The sequence below is a fragment of the Acidimicrobiia bacterium genome, from assembly GCA_041394025.1.
Lineage (GTDB): Bacteria > Actinomycetota > Acidimicrobiia > IMCC26256 > JAOSJL01 > JAOSJL01.
Genome location: JAWKJA010000002.1, coordinates 1,219,870 through 1,240,235, shown reverse-complemented (window position 1 = coordinate 1,240,235; position 20,366 = coordinate 1,219,870). Strand labels below are relative to the sequence as shown.

11 protein-coding genes and 2 tRNA genes are annotated in these 20,366 nt (G+C 70.2%); 10 read left to right on the top strand and 3 right to left on the bottom strand.

Annotated features, from left to right (window positions below):
- Nucleotides 1-70 precede the first annotated feature (70 nt).
- Nucleotides 71-2,710, top strand: a complete 2,640-nt coding sequence (gene ppdK / locus R3A49_05705; GenBank protein ID MEZ5170228.1) for a pyruvate, phosphate dikinase — start codon at nt 71-73, stop codon at nt 2,708-2,710.
- 20 nt (nt 2,711-2,730) lie between these two features.
- On the opposite strand, the gene R3A49_05700 is transcribed toward ppdK, so the two are convergent.
- Nucleotides 2,731-6,099, bottom strand: coding sequence for an AAA family ATPase (locus R3A49_05700; GenBank protein MEZ5170227.1), 3,369 nt, complete (start codon nt 6,097-6,099; stop codon nt 2,731-2,733).
- A 194-nt stretch (nt 6,100-6,293) separates the two neighbouring features.
- Here R3A49_05700 and R3A49_05695 point away from each other — a divergent pair, with 194 nt between their 5' ends.
- The 5 genes from R3A49_05695 to rpoD all read left to right on the top strand — a co-directional run bounded on the left by R3A49_05695 (nt 6,294) and on the right by rpoD (nt 16,314).
- Nucleotides 6,294-10,916: a PKD domain-containing protein gene (locus R3A49_05695; GenBank protein MEZ5170226.1), complete on the top strand. Its 4,623-nt coding sequence runs from the start codon at nt 6,294-6,296 to the stop codon at nt 10,914-10,916.
- Between the two features lie 106 nt (nt 10,917-11,022).
- Nucleotides 11,023-11,571 (top strand): CAP domain-containing protein, encoded by a 549-nt coding sequence (locus R3A49_05690; protein MEZ5170225.1) that lies wholly within the window; start codon nt 11,023-11,025, stop codon nt 11,569-11,571.
- 61 nt (nt 11,572-11,632) lie between these two features.
- Entirely contained in the window at nt 11,633-12,757 is a 1,125-nt protein-coding gene (locus tag R3A49_05685) for an HD domain-containing protein (GenBank protein MEZ5170224.1), read from the top strand.
- A gap of 52 nt (nt 12,758-12,809) precedes the next feature.
- Entirely contained in the window at nt 12,810-14,828 is a 2,019-nt protein-coding gene (gene dnaG, locus R3A49_05680) for a DNA primase (GenBank protein ID MEZ5170223.1), read from the top strand.
- 16 nt (nt 14,829-14,844) lie between these two features.
- Complete coding sequence (rpoD, locus tag R3A49_05675; protein MEZ5170222.1) at nt 14,845-16,314, top strand: RNA polymerase sigma factor RpoD; 1,470 nt, start codon at nt 14,845-14,847, stop codon at nt 16,312-16,314.
- On the opposite strand, the gene R3A49_05670 is transcribed toward rpoD, so the two are convergent.
- On the bottom strand, nt 16,311-16,550 hold the full coding sequence (locus tag R3A49_05670; protein ID MEZ5170221.1) for a hypothetical protein: 240 nt from the start codon (nt 16,548-16,550) through the stop codon (nt 16,311-16,313). The genes rpoD and R3A49_05670 overlap by 4 nt on opposite strands.
- Before the next feature lie 107 nt (nt 16,551-16,657).
- Here R3A49_05670 and R3A49_05665 point away from each other — a divergent pair.
- The 4 genes from R3A49_05665 to R3A49_05650 all read left to right on the top strand — a co-directional run bounded on the left by R3A49_05665 (nt 16,658) and on the right by R3A49_05650 (nt 19,298).
- Nucleotides 16,658-16,730 (top strand) — tRNA-Asn (locus R3A49_05665).
- Between the two features lie 126 nt (nt 16,731-16,856).
- A tRNA-Ile gene (locus tag R3A49_05660) sits at nt 16,857-16,932 on the top strand.
- Nucleotides 16,933-16,944: 12 nt separating this feature from the next.
- Entirely contained in the window at nt 16,945-18,087 is a 1,143-nt protein-coding gene (locus tag R3A49_05655) for a glutamate--cysteine ligase (GenBank protein MEZ5170220.1), read from the top strand.
- Entirely contained in the window at nt 18,084-19,298 is a 1,215-nt protein-coding gene (locus tag R3A49_05650; GenBank protein MEZ5170219.1) for an amidohydrolase, read from the top strand. Before R3A49_05655 ends, R3A49_05650 begins: the two co-directional genes overlap by 4 nt.
- Nucleotides 19,299-19,307: 9 nt before the next feature.
- Here R3A49_05650 and R3A49_05645 read toward each other — a convergent pair whose 3' ends face one another.
- Nucleotides 19,308-20,351 carry a patatin-like phospholipase family protein gene (locus R3A49_05645; GenBank protein ID MEZ5170218.1) on the bottom strand — a complete coding sequence of 348 codons (1,044 nt, stop codon included), beginning with the start codon at nt 20,349-20,351 and terminating at the stop codon, nt 19,308-19,310.
- Nucleotides 20,352-20,366 lie beyond the last annotated feature (15 nt).

Below are 20,366 nucleotides of genomic sequence, written 5' to 3'. Positions count from 1 at the left end.
GCAGAGACGGCCGGTAGTCTCGACAGCCCACACCGGACTCCATCACCCCGTTCCCCGGAGGGCCCGCTCCATGACCCCGACCACGTTCGTGCACGCCTTCGAAGAGGGCGGCAAGGAGCAGAAGTACCTGCTCGGCGGCAAGGGCGCCAACCTCGCCGAGATGACCAAACTCGGGCTGCCCGTGCCCCCCGGGTTCACGATCACCACCGAGGCGTGCACCGCCTACATGGCGGCCGACAACACGGTGCCCGACGGCCTCATGGACGAAGTCGTCGCCGCGCTCACGGCCCTCGAAGCGAAGATGGGCAAGTCGCTCGGCGACCCGGACGACCCCCTGCTGGTGTCGGTCCGCTCGGGTGCCCCGTTCTCGATGCCCGGCATGATGGACACCGTCCTCAACCTCGGGCTCAACGACGTGTCGGTACAGGGCCTCGCCGCGCAGACCGGCAACGAGCGGTTCGCCCAGGACTCCTATCGCCGTTTCGTCCAGATGTACGCCAAGATCGTGCTCGACGTCGACGGTGAGCTCTTCGAGGACGAGCTCCACGACCTCGTCGAGAGCCGGGGCGTCACGAACGACTCCGACCTGTCGTCCGACGATCTCCGCGGGCTGGTCGAGACCTTCAAGGGTGTCGTGCGCGACGAGGCGGGCATGGAGTTCCCCCAGGAGCCCGCCGAGCAGCTCCGCCACGCCATCGAGGCGGTGTTCCGCTCGTGGAACTCGAAGCGGGCGTTCGACTACAGGAAGATGGAGGGGATCGCCGACGACCTGGGCACAGCGGTCAACGTTCAGGCGATGGTCTTCGGCAACAAGGGCGACGACTCGGGAACGGGCGTGGCGTTCACCCGCGACCCCGCCACCGGCGAGGCGCGCAGCTACGGCGACTTCCTCACCAACGCGCAGGGAGAAGACGTCGTCGCTGGCATCCGCATCACCGAGAACCTCGACGATCTCGGTCGGCACTTCCCCGAGGCGCACGACCAGCTCATCGAGATGATGGCCACGCTCGAGAACCACTACCGCGACATGTGCGACATCGAGTTCACGATCGAGCAGGGGCGCCTCTTCCTCCTCCAGACGCGCGTGGGGAAGCGTACGGCGGCGGCGGCGCTCCGGATGGCCGTCGAGATGGTCGGTGAGGGGCTCATCACCGAACGCGAGGGCGTGATGAGGATCAGGCCCGCACAGCTCGACCAGCTCCTCCACCCGCAGTTCGACCCAGGTGCCGACTTCGAGACGCTCGCGACGGGCCTCAACGCCTCGCCGGGGGCGGCCGTCGGGAAGGTGTACTTCACCGCCGACGACGCGGAGTCACACGCGGCGGCGGGCGAACCGACGATCCTGGTCCGTCCCGAGACGTCGCCCGACGACCTGCACGGCATGATCGCCGCCGAGGGGATCCTGACCTCCCGCGGTGGGCTCGTGAGCCACGCCGCCGTGGTCGCGCGTGGCATGGGAAAGCCCGCTATCTGCGGTGCCGACGCGGTGAAGATCGACACCAAGGCAGGTGAGTTCCGGGTCGGCGACACGACCGTGCACGAGGGCGACGTCATCTCGATCAACGGTGGCACCGGCGAGGTCGTCGTCGGATCGGTCCCCGTCATCACCCCGGAGCCGACGGGTCCGTTCGGCACGCTGCTGGGCTGGGCCGACCGGTACCGTCGCCTGAGGGTCCGCACGAACGCCGACCTCCCCGACGACGCGGCGCGGGGTCGTGAGTTCGGCGCCGAGGGCATCGGGCTGTGTCGGACCGAGCACATGTTCCTCGGCGACCGGCTACCCCTGGTGCAGCGCTTCGTGCTGACCGAGAACCCGGCCGCGGAGCAGGCGGCCCTCGACGAGCTCGCGGTGCTCCAGCGTGCCGACTTCGAGGGAATCCTCGAGGCGATGGACGGCCTACCCGTCACGGTGCGGCTCCTCGACCCGCCCCTGCACGAGTTCCTGCCCGACCTCGAGGAGCTCATCGTCGCCGAGGCCACCGACTCACTCGACGATCAGGGTGCCGCGCTTCTCCAGGCGGCACGGAGCTGGCACGAGGCGAACCCGATGCTCGGCACCCGAGGGGTCCGGCTCGGGATCATCAAGCCGGGTCTCTACAGGATGCAGACGCGAGCGCTCCTCGAGGCGGCCGTGGCCCGCTCGAAGGCCGGAGGAAACCCGATCGTCGAGATCATGATCCCGCTCTCGGTCAACAGGGCGGAGCTCGCGCTCATGCGGTCCTGGATCGAGGAGGAGGCGGCGAAGGTCTTCGCCGACGAAGGTACGTCGGTCGACTACATGATCGGCACGATGGTCGAGACCCCCCGCGCCGCGGTGGTCGCCGACGACATCGCCGAGGAGGCCGAGTTCTTCTCCTTCGGCACCAACGACCTCACGCAGATGGCCTTCGGGTTCTCGCGCGATGACGTCGAGGGCCGCGTCATGCCTGCCTATCTCGAGAGCAAGCTCCTGTCCGTGAGCCCGTTCGAGTCGATCGACCCCCAGGGTGTGGGCGGCCTCGTGGCGCTCGCCGTGGAGAAGGGCCGCGCGACGCGCCCCGACCTGAAGCTGGGGATCTGTGGCGAGCACGGTGGCGACCCGTCGTCGGTGCACTTCTTCCACGACGTCGGGCTCGACTACGTGTCGGCCTCGCCGTTTCGCGTGCCGCTCGCCCGCCTCGCCGCGGCGCAGGCCGCCATCGAGGAGGAGGACGACGCCCCGCGCACGTGAGGCGGCCGGAGTCGTTCGGATCAGTCGCCCGGGAGTTGCGCGAGGGCGGCTGTCGCCTCGGCCTCGAAGAGGGGTGCGCCGAGGGCCTGCGCCATCTCACCGGCCTTCCCGAGGTGTCGGCGCGCGGCCGCCGTGTCTCCCGCCGTGGCGGCACACTCGCCGACGACCTGGTCCAGCGGCCCGTAGGTGCCGGTTCCGAACCAGCTCATCAGGCCGGAATGGGGTTCGAGTGCGCGGAGGACGACCCGGGCACGGACGGGGTCGCCGACGCCGGCAACGGCCTTTCCGAGTGCATACATGCCGGCGGTCCAGGTGAAGTCACGCGGCAGCATCGCGAAGTCGTCGGCGGCGAGGAGGTCGAACTCCCGGATGGCGGTCGCTGTGTCGCCGTTCGCGGCGGCGATCCAGGCGAGCGCCGCGTGCCAGGCGGGAAGCCCGGGTTGCTCGTCGACGAGATCCGACACGGTGTCGGCCAGCTCACCCAGCCGCTGCTGCTGGGCACGGAGTCCGAGGAGCTCGGCGCCGTAGGTCGCGAGCACGCGCGAAGGTGCGACGGGCCCGGCGAACTCGAGGCTCTCCGTGATGAGCGTCTCGGCGCGGTCGAGCTCACCGCGGACGTGCGCCACCACCGCTCCGAGGTACGACTCGGCCCACATGCGCGTCGGCTCACGCACGACATCGGTGAGCGCGGCGAGCTTCCCGTAGGAGTCGCTGAACGCCGGATCGCCACGTACGAGCTGGACGGAGAAGGCAAGCTGGTGGCCCTCCCACTCTGTTGGGAGATGCCGACGCCGGGTACCGAGACGAAGCACCTCCTGGGCGATCTCGCTCCTGCGATCGAGGTCCCCGGGCTCGGCGAGCGCCAGGTAGGCGTAAGGGAGGACGGCGCCGAGTACCTCGGGGTCTCCCGTCGAGCGGGCCTCTCGTTCGGCCCGCTCGAACAGCTCACGGCAACGCTCGGGTCGACCGGAGAGACTCAGGACGAGGCTCGCGGCACCGGCCACCTCGGCACGCAGGTGGGGTGAGGTTGCGATCTCGAGAGCACGCTCGGCGACGTGTGCCGCCCGCTGATGCGTGTCGCCGGCCTCGGTCGTGGCACCCAGCTGACACAGACCAAGCGCCGCTCGGGTGAGGAGATCAGCATCGCCGAGTGACTCGGCACACTCGGCCGCATCGGTGAGGAGGTCGACGTTGGCCGGGTCGCCCGCTCGCCGGAGAGCGTCGCCGCGCAGGATCGTGAGCTCACAACGCGTCTTGTCGGCCTCGGCGTCAGCCGCGCGACCGGCCTCCGAGTCGGCGGTCGCGCGTGCGCCTTCGTAGAACCTCGCGGCCTCGTCGAAGGCATAGAGCTCCATCGCGGCATCGCCGGCCCTCCTGGCAGCGGTCACCGCAGCGAGGGGGTCGATGGGCGCGGCGGCGAGCCGGTGCCAGGCGATCTCCGCGACCTTCGCCGCGTCGTCGGGATGCTCATCGGACTCTGCGGCCTGCGCGGCGAGATCGTGGAGCTCGATCCGCGCCCCCTCGGACAGCGTGTCGTAGAGCGCACGACGGAGGAGGTCGTGGGTGAACTCCACCTCGTCGCCCGACCGTCCGGCTCTCAGGATGCCGGCACGCGTGGCCTCGGCGATCTGGCGCGAGGGGCTCGCGTCGACGAGCGCCTTGAGGTCGCGGGGTCGGAACCGTGTGCCGAGCACGGACGCCGCCCGGAGGAACGCCACCGTGTCGGCCGCCAGGCCGCGCACGCGGTCGAGGAGCACCTCGCGCAGGGCGTCGGGAACCCCCTCGGGTGGCTGGAAGCTCGACGGGGTCCGATCGCGGTCGAAGGCGCCACGTTCGAGGAGCATGGCGGTGAGCTCGCGGACGAACAGGGGGTTCCCGCCGGTCTGCCAGTGGACCCAGTGCGCGACGTCGGTCACGTCCTGGTCGTTCCCCACGGTCGAACGGAGCCACCCGATGACGGCGCTCTCGGGGAGTCCGCCGAGTGTGACGACCTCGGCGCGCAGGTCGTGGTCGGTGGCATCGGCGAACGTGAGAGAGCCCGGGGTGGCACGCCAGGTCGCGAGCAGCAGGAGCGGTGCCCGCGACTCCAGGCAGCGACTCACGAGGCGGCGTGTCGTGGGAGGTGTCAGGTGGAAGTCGTCGAGTATGACGACCAGTGGCTGTTGAGCCGCCGCGGCGACGAGCGCGTCCGCCACAGCGTCGAAGAGGCGGTAGCGCCCGGCATCGCCGATGTCGTCGGGCCGTGCATCGAGGCGCTCGGCGAGGCGGGGGACGATGGCCGCCAGAGGTGCGGGATCGTCCGAGAGCCACGCCGGGAGATCACTGCTGTGGGCCTCGATGAGCTCGTCGAGCGCGCGGCCGAAGGGCTGGAGCGGGGTCGTCGGAGCCGCGTCGCACGGGCCCCACACGACGCGGGCCCGGTCGCCCACACGCGCGCCGAACTCGTGGGCGAGCGTCGTCTTCCCGATCCCCGACTCACCCTCCAGCACCGCGAAGCGTGGTGAACCCCGGAGGACCTCCTCGAAGAGCGACGTGAGCCGCTCCATCTCGGCGTCGCGTCCCACGAACTGCTCGGAGTGCTGGGCGGCGTCGACTCCGATGCCGGGACCGGTGTGGAGGATCGCCGGCGTCATGAGGGCCGGGTCGTCGGTGGCGATGAGCCGCTCGAGGCGGCGCAGGTCGTCACCGGGCTCGATCCCCGCTCCGGTGACGAGCTTTTCGCGTGCCGCGGCGAAGGTCGCGAGGGCGTCGCGTCGACGGCCCGCGCGGTACTGGGCGAGCATCAGCAGCCACCAGCGTCGTTCGCGGTAGGGCTGATCCTCGGTGAGGTCGGTGAGCAGCTCGATGGCCTCGTGGTGCAGGTCCTGGCCGACGAGCGCGTCGGCGAGCCCTTCCTCGGCGTCGGCCCGGAGATCACCGAGGCGGCGGCGCGCGGTGGCGGTCTCGGGGCTCTCGGGGAGGTCCGTGAACGGCTCACCGCCGAAGCACTCGAGCGCCGCCTCGAGGTGCCGGCGCCGCAGCGCCCGGTCGTGCTGGCGCTGGGCCGTGGCCGCCTCACCGACAGAGGAGGTGAGCGCATCGGTGTCGAGCCCGACGTGCGGGCCGAGCGTGTAGGCGCCGTCGACGGTGTCGAGACACCCGTCCCCCGCGGCGCGTCGGATGCGCAGCACGTGGTTCTGCACGGCCTTGCGGGCGGTGGCGGGCGGCGCGTCGGGCCAGATCAGGTCGACGATCCGGTCGGTGGTCGACGGCCGGGGGTGGTGGAGCCCGATCGCCGCCAGGACGGCCCGTTCCTTGGGGCGCAGCGGCACGCGCTCGGTCGTGCCGTCCGGGCCCGCCCGTTCGAGGTTGACCGGTCCGAGCACGGAGAGGGAGAAATCCTGCGCCACGGGGCCTCCTGTGACCGAGCTGTTACCACTCAGGGTACATACTCACGAAGACACCGTCACGCACCGTGCGCCGGGATTCGCCCGGCCTCCGCGGGCCGTAGCGACGGAGGTGGGCGATGGGCGGAGAACGGCGCTCTCGGGCGGCGGGCAGAACGGGAGAAATTCCGCGTTGCGGACGCCGGGCGCGTCGGACGGTGACGTCGCTCGGCCTGTGCGTGACGCTGCTCGCCAGCGTGCTCACGATCGCAGAGTCGACCTCGACAACTCGACCGGCCGGCGCCGAGCAACCCACCCTCGAGGCGGCCGACCTCCCACCACCTCCGCCGGCGTGCCCACCGGGCACGGGCCAGCAGGAGGAGGAGCCGTTCGAGGAGGCCGTCGGCTGCGTGCTCACTGAGGCCGGGTTCACGGCCAGCGTCGACCCCGCGGTGGCGCGGGTCGGCGACGTGATCGTGATCACCGCAGACGAGCCGCCGATGCAGTCCTGCTGGAAGACCAACGCCCAGGGTGTCCTGCAACAGAAGACGGCCGCCGAGCTGGGCGGGAACCCGTGTTGGTGGGACGCAGGACGCGTCGACTTCCGCTACGTCGACGAGACGGGCGACGATCGGCCCTTCGCGGCCACGGATGGCACCGGTGCACCCAACTGCCCCGACATCCCGGGGCCGATCACGCTGCCGGAGCTGTTGCGCTCGTGCATCGAGATCAACGATCGCCCCCCGCCGCTCCAGAATCACCGCAGCCAGTGGATCGCGGCGCGCGTGGAGTTCGAATACAGCCCGTTGCCCTACGTGGCCCCCAAGCAGTCGGTCTGGAGCGAGACGCTGTTCGAGATCGTCTGGGACGACGGACCATCTGCGGTCTGCGAGGTGCTGCCGTCGCCCACCGTGCCGGGATACGTCGAGTTCGACGGCTCGAGCTCAACCGATCCGGTCGGCAACGGGCTGGTCTACGAGTGGGACTTCGGCGACGGGACGACGCAGCCGCCGCCCGCGCCGCAGTTCACCAACCACACCTACACCCGGCCGGGCAGCTTCACCGCTACGTTGACGGTGACCGACGGCAACTTCACCAGCGATTCGGTGGAGTGCGATTCGTACGACGCCGAAGCACCACAACTCGGTGTGGGTCTTGCGTTCCCTGGCATCGATTTGCCGTTGTTCTCTCCGGGGGACACGGTGCCGGTGCGCGTGTCGTTGAGTGCGACCGAGGGCGTCGGTGACCTCTCGAACGTCGTCTTCATCGGCGACCCGCTCGCCGTGGCGCCGGATGCGGCGTTGACGATGGTGTCGGGACCGGATCCGGACGACCTGCCGGGTCCCGACGGGCTCACGCTCGCGCCAGGGGAGGAGGTGAGCTTCGACTACGAGTTCGAGGCCGCTCAGCCGGGTGACTTCACGGTCAGCTCGACGGCGTTCGGCAACGACGCGCGGGGCTTCGCGGTCGGCCCGGTCGTGGGGGAGCGCAACGGACGTATCGGCGCGCTGGAGGTGACGGTGACAGCCGATCCCGACACGGTCGACCTCGAGGAGAGGGAGGACGAGTCGGGTCCCGAGCCCCAGGACGTGAACGTGACGGTGGAGGTCACCAACCCCTTCGACACGCCGGTCGACGACGTGACGCTGCGGGTGGAGAAGCCGCAGCTGGTCACCGACGTGGTGCCGCCGCTCGGCTACGAGGCGTTCACCTATCTCGTGCCCTCCGATCCGCCGGAGCCCGACGACCCCAAGCCGGGTGATCCGGGCGACATCGAGCTCGACGACCCGATCCCGCCGGGTGGGACGATCACCCACGAGCTCCCGGGCCGGGCGCTGAACGCCGGCACCGTGGACCTGGGTGTGGTCGTGACCGGTTCGGTCGCCCAGGACGAGGGCCCTGCACTCAACGTCACCGGGGGCGGCACGGGCCGGCTCGAGATCGGTGCCGACGTGAAGCTGTTCTTCGACGCCGAGGTCGACGAGGACAGTGTGGGTCCCGGCCCCGGCGGGGCCGGGGGCCAGTGGGTGGTCGGCGGCCAGGAGTGGCGGATCGTCGGCACGATGGAGAACCGCACCCACGACGAGACGATCGAGATCGGGGTGTTGCCGTTGCTCACGGGCAACGCCCACTACGCGGTACCGATCCCGCATCTCGAGACACCGCCCGACGAGGAGTGCGGCATCGGCGTCATCCGCCAACTCGGCCCGGGTGAGGAGATCGAGTTCGCGGCGCCGGTCCGCACGGTCCTCGACGGCGGCACTCGGGGCACGGTCGGGTACCAGCCGACCGGGGCGGTCGTCGAGGACGACGGCACCAAGACTCCGCTGACCGAGGAGGAGATCCTCGTCGCTGCGGGTGCCGACGAGCACGAGGTGTCGGTCGATACCCGTGACCGGGTGCCCGAGTCGTCGGTCGGCCAGGTCGTGTGGACCTACGGCGAGGCGACCGTGAACACGTTCGCCGACCTGGCGGGCGGCATGGGCCTGATGGCCATCCAGGCCACCGCGTTCCTGCTGCAACCCTGGGAGTGGCTGCCGGCGTTCCGGACGGCGAGCGACAAGACGGCCGAGTACGTCTACGAGGTGCACGAGAACCTGAGCCCGACCGACCGGGAGGCGTGGCTGAACAGCTGGGCGTCGGCTCTGGCGCTGTCGACGGGGATGGCGCTGACGGACGCGCGTGATGCCGTGGACGCCCACGCGCTGGCGTCGTTCACGGAGTTGTCGACCGCCTGGGAGACCGGTGACTCGGCGGCCGTGGCGCAGTGGTGGGGCCGTCAGACCGGCGCGGCGCCCGACGTCGCGTTGCAGGCGCTCAGCGAAGCCTACGGCGTGTGCAAGCTGATCGCCCGGAGCACACCGTGGGCGCGTAGCGCTCTTGCGGCCAAGGAGGCACGGGTCGTCTCGGAGCTCGAGGCGCTCGGCCCCGCGCCCCGCGCTGCCGACATCCCCACCGGCGCGCCGCTCGTCTACGAGACCCACGGCCGCAACACGTTCGGCATCGACCGGGTCATGAACGGCAAGGTCCAGGACTTCGTCGACGAGTTCGGCATCGCGATCGGCGCGCGCCGGCGCGGGCCCGGTTCGATCGCCAAGATCGAGGCGGGAACCCACGGGCCGAAGCCGTTCCACCTCAAGGCGAAGAACACCTCGCAGGCCGACGTCGATTTCCTGGGGTTCCTCGACGACATCGACACGGTCGCGATCAAGGAACCGCCGCTGCGTGGTGAGGTGATCGCACAGCTCGACGCGCTCGACGCGAGCCCGGACCTGCGCGCGCAGGTGATCGCCCAGCACAAGGTGCGCATGGAGGAGTGGTACGGCAAGGGCGTCGACATGTTCACCGGCACCGGCGGGGACTTCGCAACGAGCCACCGGGCGAAGTGGGTGGAGTTCGGACGCAAGGGCATTCCGATGCCGAGCGAGGGAGCACCGCTCAACTACACGACCAATGTCTCGGCGGGTCGGTCGCTCCCGCCCGACACGTCGCTCTACGAGACCCGTGTGCCGTTCGACTACGACACCGTTGTGGGCGCCGACGGCCGCGCCCAGTGGATCGCCAAGATCGACCGGGGCGACGGCCTCAAACCGCAGACCGGTGACATGGACATGATGTTCGTGGCCCAGGAAGACCTCGCGCTGCTGTCGGAGGCGCGACGCATCGAGTTCTACGAGCGAGCCCACGAGCTCGGCTTCGAGCACGTCGAGCCGGCCTCGTGGAACGACCCGGCCGGGCGCAACGGCTACATGATCGCGCATTCGGTGAACACGCCGGGCTCGGAGGCGATGTACACCTGGATGCCGAACGCCGCGCCTCGTGCGACGCGCTTCGATCCCCAGCACAGCTGGTTCGACCTCTCCGACCAGACCAAGTCCGTCGGGCGGCTCTACATGCGCGGGGCGAACGTGAAGCTCGTCTCGGAGGAACCGGGGGAGTTCCCGCCGATCCCGGAGACCGACGCCGCCTCGGGTGGCTACATCAACCCCAAGACGATCTACCTCATCGACCCGAACTGCCCCGGAGGTGGCGGCGACGCCCCTTCCGGAGGTTCGTCGGTGGTGCTGCGCGCGGCGCAGGAGGAGAATCTCTGCCGGGTGGTCTTCGACCGGGACCCCGACGCGGTGATCCTGCGCCAGAACGACGCCGGTGATCTCGAGATCTGGACCGAGGAGGACGGCTGGCAGCCCTACCCGCCCGGCGCCGTGGGCGGCTCGGCCGTCCTGCCCACGCTTTCACCGTCGGTCGCCGGCGTCTTCGACGACGGGGCGCTGCATCTCCTTCCCCAGAGTGTGAGCACAGAAGGGGCGGCGGCCGGCGAGGACCGCGTCGAGATCGCCGGCTTCGACGACCTCGACCTCGAGGACGGCGTCGACGAGTGGTTCGCCGAAGGTGACCGCGTCGTGATCGACCCCGGTGCCGACAACGAGGAGTACGCCACGATTGCCGGCTTCGGCTCATTGGTCTTCGAGGCGCCGTTGCAGTACGACCACGCCCCCGGCGAGATCATCGCCGTCGTCGAGCTCGCCGACACCGGCGGCCCGGGCGGCCCGGGCGGCCCCGGAGGTCCGGGTGGGCCCGGGAGCGGCGGCGGAGGAGCCGGTGGAGGGTCGGCCGGTGGAGGCTCGGCCGGGACCGCCGGAGAAGGCGGCCCGGGAGCGGCTGGAGTCCGCGGGGCGACCGACGCTGCTGCTGCGACGTCCGGAGAGGACGCCGCATCGGGTTCCCTGCCCTTCACCGGTGCCGGGCTGGTCCGCTTCCTCGTGTTCGTGGGTCTCGGCCTTCTGCTGCTCGGCACCGTCCTGGCGCCACGCAACCGGAGGGGCACCCACTCTCTGTGAGGTGAGTGCGCCGGTGCCCACATTTTTTCGCGGACCCTGCCGGTGACCTGCGACAACGCGGAGGGTGGTTCACCAGATCCGGAGACCATCTCGTTACGGTTCGCGGATGGAACCTTCCACGATTTCCCCCTCTCTTTCATCGCGCCCCCGCACCGGGCCGGCCCGTCGCCTTCGGCGCCGCAGGGTCGGCTTCCTGGCTGTGGTGGTCGTCCTCCTCCTGGTCGCGACGGCGTGCAGCTCGTTCCCGAAGCCGTCTGCGACGTCGGGTCCGATCCACCACCGGATGTCGCGCCAGATCTTCGACGAGATCAACTACCAGCGCTACCTCGAGGGCGTCGGCCCTCTCGGGTGGGACGCCAACCTGGGCGGCCTCGCCCTCGACTGGAGTGCCTACATCTCGAGCCGCGGTATGCAGCACCGCCAGCTCGGCGGCCTCCTCGGTGTCGAGCCGTTCGCCTCCACGTTCCGTGGTCTCGGCGAGATCATCGTCGAGGCCCACGCCGGCACATCGGCGCGAGGGGTCGTGGCGATCTGGATGAGCTCACCGAGCCACCGTGCGAAGATCCTCAACCCGGCCTACGACAAGGCGGGTGTGGGCGTCGATCCCTACGGCGGCGACGTCCATGCCGTCGTGAACTTCGGCGACAGCCGCTGAGCGTCCCTCGGCTCCCGCAGCGGTCGTCGTAGGTGTCGCAGCCGCCGGGTACGGTCGTTCCATGACCGACACCAGGCCACTCGCATCCGCACAGGCGACCGACGGGATCGCCACTGCGCACGAGGGTGCCGACGGTTTCGTCGGGGCGTCACCCGTCCGCCGGGAGGAGCGCGAGGCCGTTCTCGACGACGCGCTCGCTCCCGGCGCCACCCGACCCCACGGCGCCGGCCACAGGGCCCGTGCCGAGGAGCCCGACCCCTACCGCACCTGCTTCGAGCGCGACCTCGACAGGGTGAAGCACTCGCGTCCCTGGCGGCGACTGGCGGGCAAGTGCCAGGTGTTCGTGGCCCCCGAGGACGACCATCTCCGCACCCGGATGACACACGCCATCGAGGTGGCCCAGATCGCCGTCGGGATCGCCCGGCCCATCGGCCTCAACGTGCAGCTCACAGAGGCGATCGCCCTCGCCCACGACTGCGGTCACGGCCCCGGCGGGCACGCCAGCGAGGAGGCGTTCTCGCCGTATCTCCCCGACGGTGGCTACGACCACGCCGTCTACGGCGCCGACGTCACCCTGGCGCCGCTCAACCTCTGTCGCGAGACGCTCGACGGCGTGCGCAACCACTCGTGGCGGCGCCCGGCGCCGTCCACGCCCGAGGGGGAGGTGGTGGCGTGGGCCGACCGGATCGCCTACGTGTGCCACGACTTCGAGGATGCGGTGCGCGCCGGGATCCTCGGGCCCGGCGACCTTCCCGCCGCCGTGGCCGACGTCGTGGGCCGGCGGCGCTCCGAGCAGCTCAACGCCTTCGTGCTGGGCGTCCTCGACGCCGTGTCGGCCTCCGCTCACGTCCGCATGACCGCACCGCCGGCCGCGGCGCTGCAGGCGTTTCGCGACTTCAACTTCCAGGCGATCTACCTGCGGCCGGCCGCGCGGCGACAGGCCGACCGGGTGATCGCGCTGCTGCGCGGCCTCGTCGAGCATTTCGCCGACGCCCCGCAGCGGGTCCCCGAGCTCTCGGGAGCGTCGGTAGCTCGGTCCGGCCCGGGCGAAGCGCCCACCGCCGGATCGCAGGCGGCCACCGAACGGGCGGTCCACTACGTGAGCGGGATGACCGACCGTTACGCCCTCGGCCTCGGCGTCGAGCTCCTCGGCTGGCGTCCCGAGGATCTGCCGCGGGGCGTGTAGCGCCGGGCGGGCAGCACCCCCGCTGTCGCAGCTGCCGCGTAGTCTTCGATTCGTGGGGATCCTCGACGAGGACGTGGCGCGGGTCAAGGAGCAGACCGACCTCGTCGCGCTCATCGGCGAGCACGTCGCTCTGAAGCGCAGCGGGCAGCGCTTCTCGGGCCTGTGCCCCTTCCACGCCGAGAAGACCCCGTCGTTCTCGGTCAACCCCGAGCTCGGGTTCTATTTCTGTTTCGGCTGCCAGGTGAGTGGTGACGCCATCACGTTCGTGCGGGAGGTGGAGCACCTCGACTTCGCAGAAGCCGTGGAGCGCCTCGCCGCGCGCGCCGGCATCACGCTGCGCTACGACGACAAGCGGGTGTCGGAGGACCGCAAGCGCAAGAGCCGCCTCGTGGAGTGTGTCGAGGAAGCCGTGGCGTTCTGCCACGAGCTGCTGTTGACCGACCCGTCGGCGGGAGCGGCCCGCAAGGTGCTCCGAAGCCGCGGGTTCGACGGCGACGTGGCGCGCCGTTTCCGGCTCGGCTACGCCCCCGACGGCTGGGACACGCTCGCCCGGCACCTCGGCGGGAAGGGCTTCTCGCGACGCGACATCACCGACGCCGGTCTCGCCTTCGTCAACAGGGCGAACCGGCTCCAGGACCACCTCCGCGGACGTTTGCTCTTCCCGATCTTCGACCGCGAGGGTCACGCTGTCGGTTTCGGGGGCCGTGCCCTCGGCGACGACGGCCCCAAGTACAAGAACACGGGCGAGACGCCCATCTACCACAAGAGCAGCCTTCTCTACGGCCTCAACTGGGCGAAGGCCGACATCGTGAGCCGCGACCAGGTCGTGCTCTGCGAGGGCTACACCGACGTGATCGCCTTCCACCTCTCGGGAGTCACCCAGGCCGTCGCCACGTGCGGTACGGCACTCACCGACGACCACTTCAGGATCCTGAAGAACCTGTCGCGCACCATCGTGCTGGCCTACGACGCCGACGCCGCCGGCCAGGCCGCCGCGGAGAAGTGCTACCGCTGGGAGCAGGAGTTCGAGATGCAGTTCTCGGTGGCGTCGCTCCCAGCGGGGCGCGACCCGGCGGACGTCTGGCAGGACGACAGCGACGCGTTGCCCGCGGTTCTCGACGACGCAGTTCCGCTCCTCCAGTTCCGTCTCGACCGTCGGCTCGGCGAGGCCGACACGTCGTCGCTCGAAGGCCGTGCACGATCTGCCGAGCACGTGGCCGAGCTCATCGCCGAACACCCGAGCGACCTCGTGCGCGACCAGTACGCCGTGAAGCTGTCGGAACGACTCGACATCGACGCCGACAGGCTCCGCGCCACCGTCGAGGAGGCCCGCCGCCGGCCGCGGCGGACCGACCGTGGCGACCGACGCGCACATCGATCGCCGGCACGTGGGGCACAGCACGACCCCGGCGGCGAGGAGCCACCCCCCGACGAGCACGACGCCGGGCCTCCCGGAGACGACAGGCCACCACGCGCCCCGGGCCCCGACCGTGTGGAGCCTGACCGTGTGGAGATGGAGGCCCTCCGGTGGGCCGTGCACGATCCGGCGACGGTGGCCGACCTCCTGAGCGCAGAGGTCTTCCGTACCGGGGCGGCCCGCGACGTCCTCGCTGCGCTGGCGTCGGCCACCACGTTCGATGAAGCCGTCGCGGGGGCCGAGGCACCCACCGCCGCACTGCTCAGGAGACTGGCGGTCGAAGAACCGTGGATGCCCGACGTCGTCGAGGAGGACAGCGACGTCGACCGGTCCAGAGACGAGCCGGCCGACGCTACCTCACCCATCGCCGAGCTCCGGGCCGTGGCCCGTCGCCACGCCCCCGACCTCGTCGACGTCTCGAGCTCACCGCGGTCGCTCGCCGTCGAGGTCGTCTCGCAGCTCGTCGAGGATCGTTCGGTCAGGCTCCTGACGATCCTCGCACGCGACGATCCCGACCGCGCGATGCAACTCCGCGGCGTGGTCGAGGATCTTCGGGAGGCGCGACGCCGCGACGACAGCGACGGGCGCGAGACCGCGACGCTTCGGTTGGTAGCCTGGGTGCGCGAGGGTGCATCCATGATGGGGGACTCGTGAGCGGGAGGCTCGGCGCGTGACGAAGGCGGCGCGCAGTAGCGACGCGTCCGCACCCGATCTCAGGGCGGTGCCGTCGCCCGACGTTGACGCTGAGCCGGACCCCGACGCGCCCGTCGACGTCGAGTCGCTCATTGCCCGCGTGAAGGACCGGGGGTTCGTCACCACGGGCGAGATCTTCGCCGCCCTGCCGGATCTGGAGCCCGAGACCGCCGAGCTCAGCGCCATCTTCGCGGTCATCAAGTCACGCGGCATCGAGGTCGTCGACGAGATCGCCGAGGATCTCCAGCGCGAGGACGAAAAGCGCGGGTCGCGGCCGACGCCCGACGAATCGGGTGTGGACGACGCGACCGGTGGCGCGACGAAGGCCGAGGCGGCCCGCAGTCGTCGGTCTCCCGCGACCCGCTCGCGCCGGGCGCCGACGAAGACGACGAAGACGACGAAGAAGTCGACGAGATCGTCGTCGAGGTCCCCCTCGAAGAAGGCGAAGGAGACATCGGCCGACCCCGGCGACAGCGGCGCGGTGTCGACATCGGCGTCGAAGTCCTCCACCACGAAGGCGGGGGCGACGGGGAGCAGCGATCCCGTCCGGATGTACCTCAAGGAGATCGGCAAGGTACCGCTGCTCACCGCGGAGCAGGAGGTGTCGCTCGCCAAGCGCATCGAGGCGGGGGTCGAGGCCGAGGAGGATCTGGACCAGGCGGGCGACGACCTCGACCCGCAGGAGCGGGCCGGGATCGAGGCGGTCGTCGCCGACGGCTTCCTCGCAAAGAAACAGCTCACCGAGGCCAACCTCCGCCTCGTCGTGTCGATCGCCAAGCGTTACGTCGGTCGGGGCATGGCTCTTCTCGACCTCATCCAGGAGGGCAACCTCGGTCTCATCCGTGCGGTCGAGAAGTTCGACTACACGAAGGGTTTCAAGTTCTCCACCTACGCGACGTGGTGGATACGCCAGGCGATCACCCGCGCCATCGCCGACCAGGCACGCACGATCCGGATCCCGGTGCACATGGTCGAGACGATGAACAAGGTGCTGCGAACCCAGCGGTCGATGCTCCAGGAGCTCGGCCGGGAGCCCACCGTCGCCGAGGTGGCCGCCAAGGTCGAGCTCACACCCGACAAGGTGCGTGAGATCCAGCGCATCTCACAGGAGCCCGTGTCACTCGAGACTCCTGTGGGGGAGGAGGACGACAGCTCCCTCGGCGACTTCGTGGAGGACCCCACGGCCATTGCCCCCGCGACCGCAGCGGCACGCGCTCTGCTCACGCAGGCCATCGAGGAGGCGCTCGAGGAGCTCAACGACCGCGAACGCCAGGTCGTGCGGCTGCGCTTCGGTCTCGACGACGGTCAGGTGCGCACGCTCGAAGAGGTCGGCAAGGAGTTCGGCGTCACCCGGGAGCGGATCCGCCAGATCGAATCGAAGACCCTGGCGAAGCTACGTCACCCGACGCGTTCGCAGCGCCTGCGCGACTACCTCGAGGAGTCCTAGAGCGGCCCGGCGACGGGCACCGCCGTGGTGCCCGGTGTCTGCACGGTGTACTCGGTCCCACTCCCGAGGACGCGGTCGATGCACAGCTCCAGCGCCGCCTGGGCGCTTTCCAACGGTTCGCTGTCGGCGAACTCGCCGAGGAGCTCGCGGATCTGCTCGTAGCGCTCACGGCCGGCCCGGGCACCGAAGTAGTAACCCACGGCGAACCCTATGACGACACCAGTCTTGAGTCCCATGCCCCCATGGATAGTCGATGACGGCCGTCGACGGTCGGACCCGGTTCCGGGATCACCGCGGTCCGGCTCCGTGTGTCGGTGGCCCGCTGGTAGCCTGACACGTTCCGTCCGGGGTAGCTCAGTTGGCAGAGCAAGCGGCTGTTAACCGCTGGGTCGAGAGTTCGAGTCTCTCCCCCGGAGCTCCCGACAAGGAGTTCCCGCCGTGATCGTGCGTACCTCGACAACATAGCGGGAACCGACCGGGAGACCGTTCCCATTGCTCCACGAGTAGTCCGGCGTGTGCGACCCGATGGGCCATCATGGTGCGGGCCTATAGCTCAGTGGTGAGAGCAGCGGACTCATAATCCGTCGGTCGCAGGTTCGATCCCTGCTGGGCCCACCACCGGAGGGCGACGTGCAGATCGACTTCAACCAGTCCGAGCGGGCGAGTCTCGGTGTCGAGATGGAGCTGACCCTCGTGGACCGCACGACCCGCGCACTCGTCAGTGCGGCCTCCGACATCCTGGGGGAGCTCGGGGAGGGGCATCCCGGCAGCGATCACCCGAAGGCGAAGCACGAGCTCTTCGAGTGCACGATCGAGATCATCACGGGGATCTGCCAGACGGTTGCCGATGCCCGAGCCGATCTCGAGGAGACACTCGGCGAGGTCCGTCTCGCCGCGGGCAAACGCGGGCTCGACGTGATCTGCTCGGGAAGCCATCCGTTCTCGAGCTGGCGCAACCAGACCATCAGCCCCCCGCCGCGGTACCACGAGCTGGTCGAGGACATGCAGTGGACGGCGAGCCGGCTCCAGATCTTCGGGATCCACTACCACGTCGGGGTGCGCTCCGCAGAGAAGTCGATCTCGATCGCCAACGAGCTCACGGCGTGGCTCCCGCACTTCCTGGCTCTCTCGGCATCGAGCCCCTACTGGGAACGCCACGACACGGGGCTGGCGTCCTCCCGGGTGAAGGTCTTCGAGGCCCTGCCGACCGCGGGGCTGCCTCCCCAGATCCACAGCTGGGAGGAGTTCGAGGAGTACGTCGACACGCTCGTGGCCGCCCACGCCATCAAGACCATCCGTGAGGTGTGGTGGGACGTGCGCCCCCACCCCAACTTCGGCACCGTGGAGCTGCGGATCTGCGACGCCACGCCCACGATGCACGAGTGCGCCACGCTCGGCGCGCTCGCGCAGTGCATGGTGGCCTGGCTCGACCGGCTCATCGACCGCGGGGAGCTGCCGCCGGTTCCCCGGGAATGGGTCGTTCGCGAGAACAAGTGGCTGGCGGCACGCTACGGCCTCGATGCCGAGATCATCGTCGACGACCAGGGAACCCGCCGGTCGATCCGTGGGGAGATCGAGGAGCTCGTCGAGTTGTTGACCTCCGTCGCCGCTGAGTTGGGGTGTGGCGAGGAGCTCGCCGGGGTCCGACAGATCGTCGACGAGGGCCCCAGCTACGAACGCCAGCGCCGTCTCGTCGCTGCCGGAGCGACACTCGAGGACGTGGTCGACCGCATGGTCGACGAGCTCGCGACCGACACGGTGGCCGTGCCATGACGGCCCGCGAGCGCACGGGGTGGCTCGACGACTTCCTCGGCGCGCACACCGAGGAACTGGTGACGTTCCGTCGGCAGCTCCACGCGCACCCGGAGCTGAGCGGCCAGGAGGTCGAGACGAGTGCGGCGGTCGCGGCCCGACTCGAGGTCGCCGGCCTGGAACCACGTCTGATCACCAACGGTGTCGGCGTGTTGTGCGACATCGGGTCACCCGGCCCGGGCACACCGGTCGTCGCTCTGCGCGCCGATCTCGATGCGCTCGCGATGGACGACGAGAAGGATGTGCACTACGCGTCGCAGGTCCCGGGAGTCGCCCACGCGTGCGGGCACGATGTCCACACAACGGTAGTTCTCGGTGCGGGGCTGGCTCTCGCCCGCTACATGGGGGAGCACGGTGTCGTCGGCGGTGTCCGGCTCGTCTTCGAGTCTGCCGAGGAGACCGTTCCCGGCGGCGCCCTCGACGCCATCGATGCCGGGGCTCTCGAGGGGGTGTCGGCGGTCTACGGCCTCCACTGCGACCCCAAGCTCGACACCGGTCGCCTCGGTACTCGGGTGGGCCCGATCTCGTCGGCGGCCGACATGGTGCGTGTGGAGCTCTCCGGACCGGGTGGCCACACGGCGCGTCCCCATGAGACCGTCGACCTGGTCACGGTGGCGTCCCGCCTCGCCCTCGAGCTCCCCGAGGAGGTCCGGGACCGCGCGGCCAGGCTGGGGACGGTGTCTCTCGTGTTCGGGGCACTGCGCACCGGTGCGGCGGCCAACGTCATCCCTACGCATGCCGAGTTGCTCGGGTCGATCCGCACGCCCGAGCGACAGGCGTGGAACGCTCTGCCGGAGATCCTGAAGGACGCGCTGGCTGCGGTCGAGGCCGATCTCGGTGTGCGCGTCACGGTCGACTACACGCGTGGTGTGCCACCGGTCGTGAATGACGAGGAGGCGACCCGACGCCTCGAGCGCTCCGCACGTACGGCCCTGGGGTCCGGTGCTCTTGTCGACGCACCCCAGAGCGCCGGTGGCGACGACTTCTCGTGGTATCTCGAACAGGTACCGGGCTCCTACGCCCGCCTGGGTGTGAACGACCCAGGAGACGGCCGGGATGCGCTCGACCTCCACGCCGGGAACTTCGATGTCGACGAGGGTGCCATCGGTGTCGGGATCCGCGTCCTCACGGCGGTCGCTCTCGACACCTTGGCGGATGCTGCGCAGACGTAGCGACGTGTGTCAGGCGGTGCCCATGGCCTCGTCGACTCTGGTCGTCCGGGAGATGTCGGCCCCGGTCCGGTAGGTCGCGACGTAGGCGTCGAAGTCCCAGCGTTCCAGGAACCGCTCGGCGGCCGTACGGCCCGATCGGAGGAGAGCGACCGCGCGGTCTTCGGACAACCCGAAGTCGGTCGTGGAGACGCCGAGGGTGGGCAGCGGGATCGTGCGGGCGAACGAGTGCTCCTCGAGGTAGCGACGGTCCTGGGCCTCGACCATCGTCGACACGAGTGCCTTGAGGTACTCCACGATGCCGGCGTCGGCGAGTGACTTCTCCGGGACCGGGAGCCGCTCTCCCACCGACCGCTCGGGCTCGGCCTCGACGAGGTCCAACCCGAACGTCGGCCAGCGCGGGGCTCCCGGAACGTCGAAGAGCCAGACCGGGAAGTTCGAGAGCATCCCGCCGTCGACGAGAACGTGGGTCGCGCCCGTGTCGGGGTTGTCGAACTCCACCGGCTCGAAGTAGAGCGGGATCGCCATCGACATCCGCACAGCGGTGGCGACCTCCAGGTCGGAGGGCTCGATACCCAGCTTCCTCGCGTCGGCCGGGAGTACCAGGAGGCGGCGCTCGGTGAGATCCGACACGATGATCTGGAGCCGGTGCGCCGTGAGGGGAGTGGCGTCGCCCGCTTCGTCGGTACGGAGGTCGTCGAAGGTCACCACGCCACGGTCGGCCAGGAGACCGGCGAGCCACTCCCGGAACGCCGTGCCCTCGTAGATCCCCTTGTCCTTCAGGATGCTGATCGCCGAACCGGCCAGCGGGATCCGGTCCTCCCAGCCCCTGTCGCGGAAGGCCGCGAAGTCGATCGCCGGGACGAGCTCACTCAACTCGGCTCCCGTGTAGCCGGCGGCGTGGAGAGCCGCCACGATCGCACCGGCCGAGGCACCCGCGCGCCGCTGAACGACGTAGCCCTGCTCCTCGATGACCGCCAGGGCGCCGGCGAGGGCTATTCCCTTGACCCCACCACCCTCGAACACGAGGTCGACCGCGTGGTCCTCATCGGGCATGACGCCAGTGTCGCG

Excerpts from the sequence above, each read along its gene's own strand:
- R3A49_05690 (MEZ5170225.1), top strand. The coding sequence starts at position 11,023 with ATGGAACCTTCCACGATTTCCCCCTCTCTTTCATCGCGCCCCCGCACC.
- ppdK (MEZ5170228.1), top strand. The coding sequence starts at position 71 with ATGACCCCGACCACGTTCGTGCACGCCTTCGAAGAGGGCGGCAAGGAG.
- R3A49_05645 (MEZ5170218.1), bottom strand. The coding sequence starts at position 20,351 with ATGCCCGATGAGGACCACGCGGTCGACCTCGTGTTCGAGGGTGGTGGG.
- R3A49_05685 (MEZ5170224.1), top strand. The coding sequence starts at position 11,633 with ATGACCGACACCAGGCCACTCGCATCCGCACAGGCGACCGACGGGATC.
- R3A49_05670 (MEZ5170221.1), bottom strand. The coding sequence starts at position 16,550 with ATGGGACTCAAGACTGGTGTCGTCATAGGGTTCGCCGTGGGTTACTAC.
- R3A49_05650 (MEZ5170219.1), top strand. The coding sequence starts at position 18,084 with ATGACGGCCCGCGAGCGCACGGGGTGGCTCGACGACTTCCTCGGCGCG.